Source organism: Mesorhizobium sp. M4A.F.Ca.ET.050.02.1.1 (assembly GCF_003997725.1).
In the GTDB taxonomy this organism is placed as follows: domain Bacteria; phylum Pseudomonadota; class Alphaproteobacteria; order Rhizobiales; family Rhizobiaceae; genus Mesorhizobium.
On the sequence record NZ_RZSG01000261.1, the window covers coordinates 1 to 7,431 of the forward strand.

General features: G+C 64.4%; 8 protein-coding genes. 3 read left to right on the plus strand and 5 right to left on the minus strand.

Going from position 1 to position 7,431, the window contains the following annotated elements; genetic code table 11:
• Nucleotides 1-410: SIMPL domain-containing protein (locus EOA33_RS18015; protein ID WP_127406210.1), on the plus strand; the 410-nt coding region annotated here is incomplete at its 5' end.
• A gap of 181 nt (nucleotides 411-591) precedes the next feature.
• On the opposite strand, the gene EOA33_RS18020 is transcribed toward EOA33_RS18015, so the two are convergent.
• Complete coding sequence (locus EOA33_RS18020) at nucleotides 592-975, minus strand: hypothetical protein (protein WP_126058808.1); 384 nt, start codon at nucleotides 973-975, stop codon at nucleotides 592-594.
• A gap of 221 nt (nucleotides 976-1,196) precedes the next feature.
• The gene (locus EOA33_RS18025; protein ID WP_126058807.1) at nucleotides 1,197-1,643 is read right to left on the minus strand and encodes a YcgN family cysteine cluster protein; all 447 of its coding nucleotides are present in this window, start codon (nucleotides 1,641-1,643) and stop codon (nucleotides 1,197-1,199) included.
• A gap of 199 nt (nucleotides 1,644-1,842) precedes the next feature.
• Between EOA33_RS18025 and EOA33_RS18030 the strand changes: the two genes are divergently transcribed.
• Both EOA33_RS18030 and EOA33_RS18035 read left to right on the plus strand, forming a co-directional pair.
• Nucleotides 1,843-4,104 carry an OmpA family protein gene (locus EOA33_RS18030; protein WP_127406211.1) on the plus strand — a complete coding sequence of 754 codons (2,262 nt, stop codon included), beginning with the start codon at nucleotides 1,843-1,845 and terminating at the stop codon, nucleotides 4,102-4,104.
• Nucleotides 4,105-4,387: 283 nt separating this feature from the next.
• Nucleotides 4,388-4,903: a TIGR00645 family protein gene (locus EOA33_RS18035; RefSeq protein ID WP_126058806.1), complete on the plus strand. Its 516-nt coding sequence runs from the start codon at nucleotides 4,388-4,390 to the stop codon at nucleotides 4,901-4,903.
• 18 nt (nucleotides 4,904-4,921) lie between these two features.
• Here EOA33_RS18035 and EOA33_RS18040 read toward each other — a convergent pair whose 3' ends face one another.
• The 3 genes from EOA33_RS18040 to EOA33_RS18050 form a co-directional block, all read right to left on the minus strand.
• Nucleotides 4,922-5,788, minus strand: coding sequence for an NAD(P)-dependent oxidoreductase (locus EOA33_RS18040; protein WP_127400553.1), 867 nt, complete (start codon nucleotides 5,786-5,788; stop codon nucleotides 4,922-4,924).
• Between the two features lie 369 nt (nucleotides 5,789-6,157).
• Nucleotides 6,158-6,820, minus strand: a complete 663-nt coding sequence (locus EOA33_RS18045; protein WP_126059388.1) for a helix-turn-helix transcriptional regulator — start codon at nucleotides 6,818-6,820, stop codon at nucleotides 6,158-6,160.
• Nucleotides 6,821-6,827: 7 nt separating this feature from the next.
• Nucleotides 6,828-7,431: S1C family serine protease (locus tag EOA33_RS18050; RefSeq protein WP_145989182.1), on the minus strand; the 604-nt coding region annotated here is incomplete at its 5' end.

Consider the following 7,431-nt stretch of genomic DNA (forward strand, 5'->3'; position numbering starts at 1 on the left):
CCAACAAGCCGGACGGCAGCCAGGAGGCCGAGCTTGTCGCCTACCAGGTGACCAACACGCTTTCGGTGCGCATCCGCGACATCGACAAGACCGGCGATATCCTCGACAAGGCGGTGTCGCTCGGCGTCAACCAGGGTGGCGGCATTGCCTTCTCCAACGAAGACCCGTCCGCCGCTGTCACCGAGGCCCGCAAGAAGGCGGTCGCCGACGCCATGGCCAAGGCCAGGACGCTGGCCGAGGCCGCCGGTGTCAGCATCGGCCGGGTGCTGGAGATTACCGACCAGAACATCGCGCCGCCGCCGATGCCGATCAACGCCAAGGCCTTCGATGCCGCGGGCGCGTCGGTCCCGGTGCAGGCGGGCGAGAACGCTTACGCCGTGCAGGTTACCGTCACCTTCGAATTGAAGTGAGCGTGGTCCGGCCGGCTTGCGTCGGCGGGGCCGGACGCAGGTCCGGCCGGCTGTGACCGACCCCTGCTGCGCATGAAAAACCCGGAGGACCAGTCCTCCGGGGTTCTTCTTGAGCCGCACCCTTCCGCCCTGGCGGAAAGGGGCTCTGCTAGGCGTTCAAGCCGGGGCCGGCTTGTGTTCCTTAGCGATAGATGATCGGGCAGCCGCGCACATTGGCGAATACCACCACGACGCGATCGCCGTACTGGCGGCCCATAACCTTGACCGTGCGGCGGCCGACATCGACGATGCGGACACGGTGCAAGCCCATGCGCTCGGCCTTGTCGAGCGCGCGCTCCGGCGAACAGCCCCGGCGCCAGCCGCGGTCGTCACGCCAATCGTTATCATCCGAGCGGTGACGGCGATGGTAGTAACCGTCATCGTCCCCGGTGTAGACGCCGAAGCGGGGATCCTGGTTGTTGCCGAAACCGAGATAGAGGCTGTCGGCATGGGCGGCGGGAATGGCGGCAAGCGTGCCGAGGCCGACCAGCGCCGAAAGGGCTGCCGTCTTGATCGTGTTGAACATCGTTTTCTCTCCTTGTTGAGGGCTCTCGCCCCTTGTGAGCCGATGGTGCGAGAATGCGCCTGCCTGTCTGAACCTTCTGCGAACCGTCCATTCATCTTCGGTTCATCCGGCAAGCCATCGGTTGTGAGCGGCCGGACCCCAAACGCCCCACGGCCCCGCCGGTTCCGGCCGAGGCCGATCCGGCGCGTGCTATTTCCTATCGGTTTGCGGCGAAAATCGGTTCAGGGCTCGTCGTCGAGCATATAGTCAAAATAGTCGTCCGGCTCGGCAAGGTCGGTTTCCTTGGCCTTGACCCGACCGCGGATCGAGATGCCGGCTTCGTGCACCGTCTCGTCGCTCCCCGAGACCAGCCTGTGCCACCAATAGAGGTCATGCCCCTCAGCTATCAACCGATAGGCGCAGGTCCTGGGCAGCCAGCTGATAGTGCGCACATTCTGCGGAGTCAGCCCAACGCAGTCCGGAACCCGGGCCAATCTGTTGGCATAATCGGCGCAGCGGCAGCTTTCGGCGTCGAACAGCCGACAGCCGACGCTCGTCCAGTAGATCTCGCCGGTGTCCTCGTCCTCGAGCTTCGACAGGCAGCACTTCCCGCAACCGTCGCAGAGCGATTCCCACTCGACCGGCGTCATCGCCTCAAGAGTCTTGGTTTTCCAGAACGGCGCACCCATTGCGCGGATGTGGCCCCGGCCGGCGCCAAGGTCAAGCGCGGCAGTGGCGTAAATGACACATGCATCATATGAAAAACACGAAGTTGCCTTCAAAACGCCGGTCAATCGTCCTTCGTTGCCGCTAATGCCCACACGTCGGAACCAAATCCCGATGATGAAAGTTTTGGGCAGGGATGGGACCCCACAAGGAGAATTTGAGATGAAACGCCAACCACGGATTCTGGCAGGCACCGCGATCGGCCTGCTGATGGCATCCGCGCCGTTGGGCGCGTACCCGCTGCAGGGCGGTGCCGTTTTCGGCTCCATGCAGCACGCCGCCGCGCCATTGATTCTTGCGCAAGCGAGCTGCGCCGAGGGGGAATCAGCCGAAGCCTGCGCGCAGAACCAGCAGGCTGAACCGGAACAGCCCAAGAAAAAGAAGCGCGAGCAGCAGCAGCAAACCGAATCCGCGCCGGCGGAGCAGGCCGCACCCGCCGAGCAGGAACAAAAACCACGCAAGCGCAAGGTAGAACAGCAACAGCAGCAAACGGAACAGGCGCCGGCCGAACAAGCCGCGCCTGCCGCCGAAGAGCAGCAGCCGCGCAGGAAGAAGCGCAACCAGCAGCAGATCGAAGCGGCTCCTGCCGAACAGATCGCGCCGGCGGACAACAACCGGCAGGACAACCTGCGCAAGAAGAAGCGCGAACAGCAGCAGCAAATCGAAGCAGCACCCGCCGAACAGCCCGCCGAGCAGGCGGCTCCGGCTAACGACGAGCAGCCGATCAAGCCGCGCAAGAAGAAGCGTGACCAGCAGCAGATCGAAGCAGCTCCAGCGGATCAGCCAGTTGAACAGGCGGCTCCGTCGAACGGTGAGCAGCCGCTCAAACTGCGCAAGAAGAAAGGCGACCAGCAACAGATCGAAGCGGCACCCGCCGAACAGCCTTCAGACCAGGTCGCGCCGGCAAACGACAACAATCGGCAGGACAATCTGCGCAAGAAGAAGCGCAAGCAGGATCAGCAGATCGAGGCTGCGCCCGCCGAGCAGGCGCCGGCCAAACAGGCGGCACCCGGCGAGCCTGTCCCGCAGACTGAACCGCTTCCCGTGCCCACCGAGCAGCAGGCAGCTCCCGCCCAGGGCGAACAGCCTCAGGACAAGAAGAAGCTTGGCAAGAAACTTGTCGGCGAGCAGCCGGTGACGGAAGAACAGCCCGCAACCGGCGAGCAGCCTGCCGCTGGCGAACAGGCGACCCAGCCCGCGCAGGGTGAAACCCCGGCCCAGGGCGAGGCCACGGCCAACCCGGACGAAGCGCCGCTTCTGGACAGCCAGAAGGACGCCCGACGCAAGCACAAGGGCGGTAAGGATCAGGCCGGCCAGAGTGCCGGCGGACAGACCACCGAAGGCCAGAACGCCGAGGGAGCCGGTCAGCCCGTTCGGCAGAACGGCGAGCAGGCGCAAGCTCCGAAGCCGGCTCCTGTCGATCAGGGACCGCCGCCAACCGACGACAAGTCGGCCCAGCAGGCAATCCAGCCTGAAAAGATCGTTCCGGTGACCGAGGAAAAAGGCACGCGCGTCGAGCGCGCGCCTGAAGAGGAAGACGTAAGCCGCCGTCCGCGTCCGCAAGGCGCCGACGTCCTCAAGCAATTCGGCGACCGCGTCATCATCCAATTCAACAACCAGACGATCGTCGAAAGCAACGATGCGCCGCGCATGCATCGCGGCGCCAGGAATGTCTACTATGAAGATCTGTCCGGCGGCCGCATTCGCGAAATCGTCGAGCGTGACAACGGCGTGCAGATCGTCACCATCCGCAACCGTTATGGCGACGTCATCCAACGTTCGCGCATCACGCCCGACGGCCGCGAATATGTGCTGAGCTATGTCGACGAGCGCTACTACCGTGATGTCGACGACTGGCGCGATCCCGGCGACGACCTGCCGCCGATGCGGCTCACCATCTCGCGCCGCGATTACATCCTGGATTCGGAGGATGTCGAGGACCCGGACGAGTACTATACCTTCCTCGAACAGCCGCCCGTCGAAAGGGTGCAGCGCCTCTACTCGGTCGACGAGGTCAAGCGCTCTGCCCGCGTGCGCGACATCGCCCGCCGCATCGACCTCGACACGCTGAACTTCGAGTTCGGCTCGGCGACGATCTCGGACACCGAGGTGCAGAAGCTGGAAGGCGTAGCCACTGCCATGGAGAAGCTGCTGAAGAAGAACCCGGCGGAAACCTTCCTGATCGAGGGCCATACCGATGCGGTCGGCACGCCCGAGGCGAACCTTGCCTTGTCGGACAGGCGAGCGGAGGCGGTCGCCGAGGCGCTCACCAATGCCTTCGGCATCCCACCCGAAAACCTGACGACGCAGGGCTATGGCGAGGAGTATCTCAAGGTCGACACGCAAGGGCCAAACCGCGAGAACCGTCGTGTTGCCATCCGCCGCATCACCTCGCTGGTGGCGCCAGTGGCCAGCGCGAATTAGCCCGCCGTTCCAGAAGCATAGTGCGGCTTCTGGATTCAGTGCGACAACAGCGCGCCCATCCCGATCCTGCCGGGATGGGCAATGCTCACAAGGGTTTGGGGCTCAAGAAGAATTCAGCTTCGATTCGAGCGAAATCATTGAATTGCCGGATTGATGTACCCAGATTCGGGACAGGGCGTTCCCTGCCCTGTCCCGACTCCAGCGGGACACATGAGCCCCGCCGGCCCTCTCCGGCGGGGTTTTGTTTGACCTTGCGAACTGAAACCAAAAGCGGAACCGGCGCATGAAACGTCTCGAACTCGCGATCGAATCGATCATCCTCGCTTCGCGTTGGCTGCTGGTCGTGTTCTATATCGGGCTTGGCCTCGCGCTCGCCATTTATGCGGTGTCGTTCGGCAAGAAGCTCTACGAGTTCGTCCTTAACGCGCTGTCGCTCGGCGACACCGACACCATCCTGAAGATACTCGGCTTGATCGACGCCGCCCTGGTCGCTTCGCTGGTGGTGATGGTGATCATCTCCGGCTACGAGAACTTCGTCAGTCGCTTCGACGAAAATGACGGCAAGGTGCACTGGCTGGGCACGATCGATGTCGGCTCGCTCAAGGTCAAGGTCGCCTCGACCATCGTCGCCATCTCCTCGATCCACCTGCTTCAGGTCTTCCTGAATTCCGTCTCCTACACCACCGACCAGCTGATGTGGCTGACCATCATCCACCTCGCCTTCGTCCTCTCGGCGCTGATGCTGGCCTATATCGACCGGCTGATGGGTCTGGCCAAAGGCAAGAAAGTTGAGGACTGAGACCTCGCCCGCTGCCCGTCAGTAGATGGTTTTGATCTTGCTTTCCGTCCGGGCAAACACCTCGTCCGGCACGAAGAAGTCGCCGGCGAGCGGCCCTGTCGCGCCCGGCGAATAGATGGAAAAATCGCTGACGCCCTCGGCACGCAGCACCTCCTCGTCGATGTAGAAATTGCCGGTCGCCTCGCGCGATGGACGCAGGAATATCGCATGCGCTGCATCGGCCATGATGTCGGGCGAACGGCTCATCGCCGCCACCGACGCGCCGCCCAGAAGATTGCGCACCGCGGCCGTGTCGATGGTCGAGATCGGCCACAGCGAGTTGACGGCGATGCCGTCCTTGGCGAATTCCGCGCTCATGCCCAGCGTGCACATCGACATGCCGAACTTGGCCATGGTGTAGGCGACATGGTTCTTGAACCATTTGGCCACCATGTCGAGCGGCGGCGCCAGATTCAGGATATGAGGATTCTTTGCCAACTTCAGGTGCGGAATGCACATTTTTGAGACCAGGAAGGTGCCGCGCGTGTTGATCTGGTGCATCAGATCGTAGCGCTTCATGTCGGTCTCCAGCGTGCCGGTAAGCTGGACGGCGCTGGCATTGTTGACGCAGATGTCGATGCCGCCGAAGCGCTCCAGCGTCTTGGCGACCGCCTCGGCCACCTGCGCCTCCTCGCGAATGTCGCATAGCACCGGCAGCGCCTTGCCGCCGGCCTGCTCGATCTCCTCCGCCGCCGTGTAGATCGTGCCCGGCAGCTTCGGATGCGGCTCCGCCGTCTTGGCGGCGATCGTCACATTGGCGCCGTCGCGCGCCGCGCGCAGCGCGATCGCCAGCCCGATGCCGCGCGACCCGCCGGAGATGAACAGCGTCTTTCCCTTGAGCGACATTTTTTCTCCGCTTCCTTAACTACATCGCAGGCGCGAACCTTTGCGCGGCAGGCGACCAGAGCGCAAGGCCCGACCCGCCGCGAGCGGGTTACGCTGCGTAGGGTCCAGAAACGAGGTGAGGCGGAACAGGGTCTATTGAGATTCCGGTCAGGCCGAGTCGAGAATGGTGGCTTCCGAGAACCGGAGCGGAGCGTACTTAAAGTACGTGAGCACGCGCATGACCCCAAAATCGGTACGATTTTTGGAAAGGATCATGCGCAAAGTATGAGTGGTACGGCGTCCTTAGCGCGTCCAACAGGACGCGCGGCGCCGTACAAGCGCAGGAAGCCGCCATTCGCAGGCCGGCCTCACCGGAATATCAATAGGCCCTCAGACCAGCACCAGCCCCTGCCGCATGGCGATGGCGATCGCATCGGTGCGGTTGGCGGCACCGAGCTTGATCAGGATCGCCGCGACATGGAACTTCGCCGTGTGCACGGAAATGTTCAGCCGTCGGGCGATCACCTTGTTGGGCGCGCCCTCGGCAAGGAGCGCCAACACTTCCGCCTCGCGAGGCGAAAGCGTTGGCCGGGCATGGTTTGTGTCGGCACGATCCTCGTCGAACGGATCGCTGTCATGGAAGGAGAGGTCGTCGTGCCGACCGGCCAGCGGCCCGCCCGCGCCCGAAATACGGTAGCCGGCGGCTGCAAGCCGCGCGGCAGCGGCGATCAGCAATTCGTCGGACGAAGCGGGCAGCACGGCAAGCACGCTGTCGGCGGGCTGTTCATGATCGGGACGCCGCGACAGCAGCACCCTGGGCAGCGCAGCATCGATCGCCCTGCCCTCCAGGCCATCCTCGTCGATGATGGCGACATCCACGGCCTGTCCTGATCGGTTCCCGGCCATGACCGGCAGCAGATCGCCGGTTGCGGCGAGCGCCTCGGATAGTTGCTCGGCCCGCGCGGCGCTGCCGAGCGCGATCAGCACGGTCAGCCGCCGCTCTGCGGCGGCCTGATCCGCCTTCCTGTGGTTTGCTATCGCCGCGACCGCCATCATGCCCTCAGCTCAGCGGCTTTTCGCCGATGGACACGGCAACATCGCGCGCCTCGCCGGCGCGCACGACGCCGAGCGTCACCGACGCTCCGGCGCTGTCCGGCCCGAGCTTGCGGATCAGGTCACGCGGGCCCTGCACCGCCTCGCCGTTCCATGCCACGATTATGTCGCCGAGATGCAGGCCGGCGGCCTTGGCCGGACCGTTGTCGTCGAGGCTCATCACCATCGCGCCGTGGGTGTCGCTGTTGTGGACCGGATGCAGGCCGGCGCCGAGATAACCGCGCGCGACGTGGCCCTTCTCGCGCAGCGTCGCCACCGCCCGCTCGATCGTCTCGTAAGGCATGACCAGTGCCCGCCGGCGCGGCCCGAACAGGAGCATGCCGATCAGCCCGCCCTTGGCATCGAGCACGGGACCACCCTCGAAGCGAGAGCCGGCATTGACGGCGAGATTGATGCGCCGGTCGATCGTGCCGCCGCGCATCGAGCGCCAGGCCGGACCGACCTCGCCGACCGAGCCGAACACGGCAAGCGCCGCGCCGTCGCTGTTGCCGACGGTGATGGCGACATGGCCCGGCCGCACCGCATCCGCTCTGGCGAGCGACGGCGCATTT

Bases quoted from the DNA above. Each gene is read 5' to 3' on its own strand.
- EOA33_RS18020 (WP_126058808.1), bottom strand. From the start codon at position 975: ATGTTCAACACGATCAAGACGGCAGCCCTTTCGGCGCTGGTCGGCCTC.
- EOA33_RS18025 (WP_126058807.1), bottom strand. From the start codon at position 1,643: ATGGGTGCGCCGTTCTGGAAAACCAAGACTCTTGAGGCGATGACGCCG.
- EOA33_RS18030 (WP_127406211.1), top strand. From the start codon at position 1,843: ATGAAACGCCAACCACGGATTCTGGCAGGCACCGCGATCGGCCTGCTG.
- EOA33_RS18035 (WP_126058806.1), top strand. From the start codon at position 4,388: ATGAAACGTCTCGAACTCGCGATCGAATCGATCATCCTCGCTTCGCGT.
- EOA33_RS18040 (WP_127400553.1), bottom strand. From the start codon at position 5,788: ATGTCGCTCAAGGGAAAGACGCTGTTCATCTCCGGCGGGTCGCGCGGC.
- EOA33_RS18045 (WP_126059388.1), bottom strand. From the start codon at position 6,820: ATGGCGGTCGCGGCGATAGCAAACCACAGGAAGGCGGATCAGGCCGCC.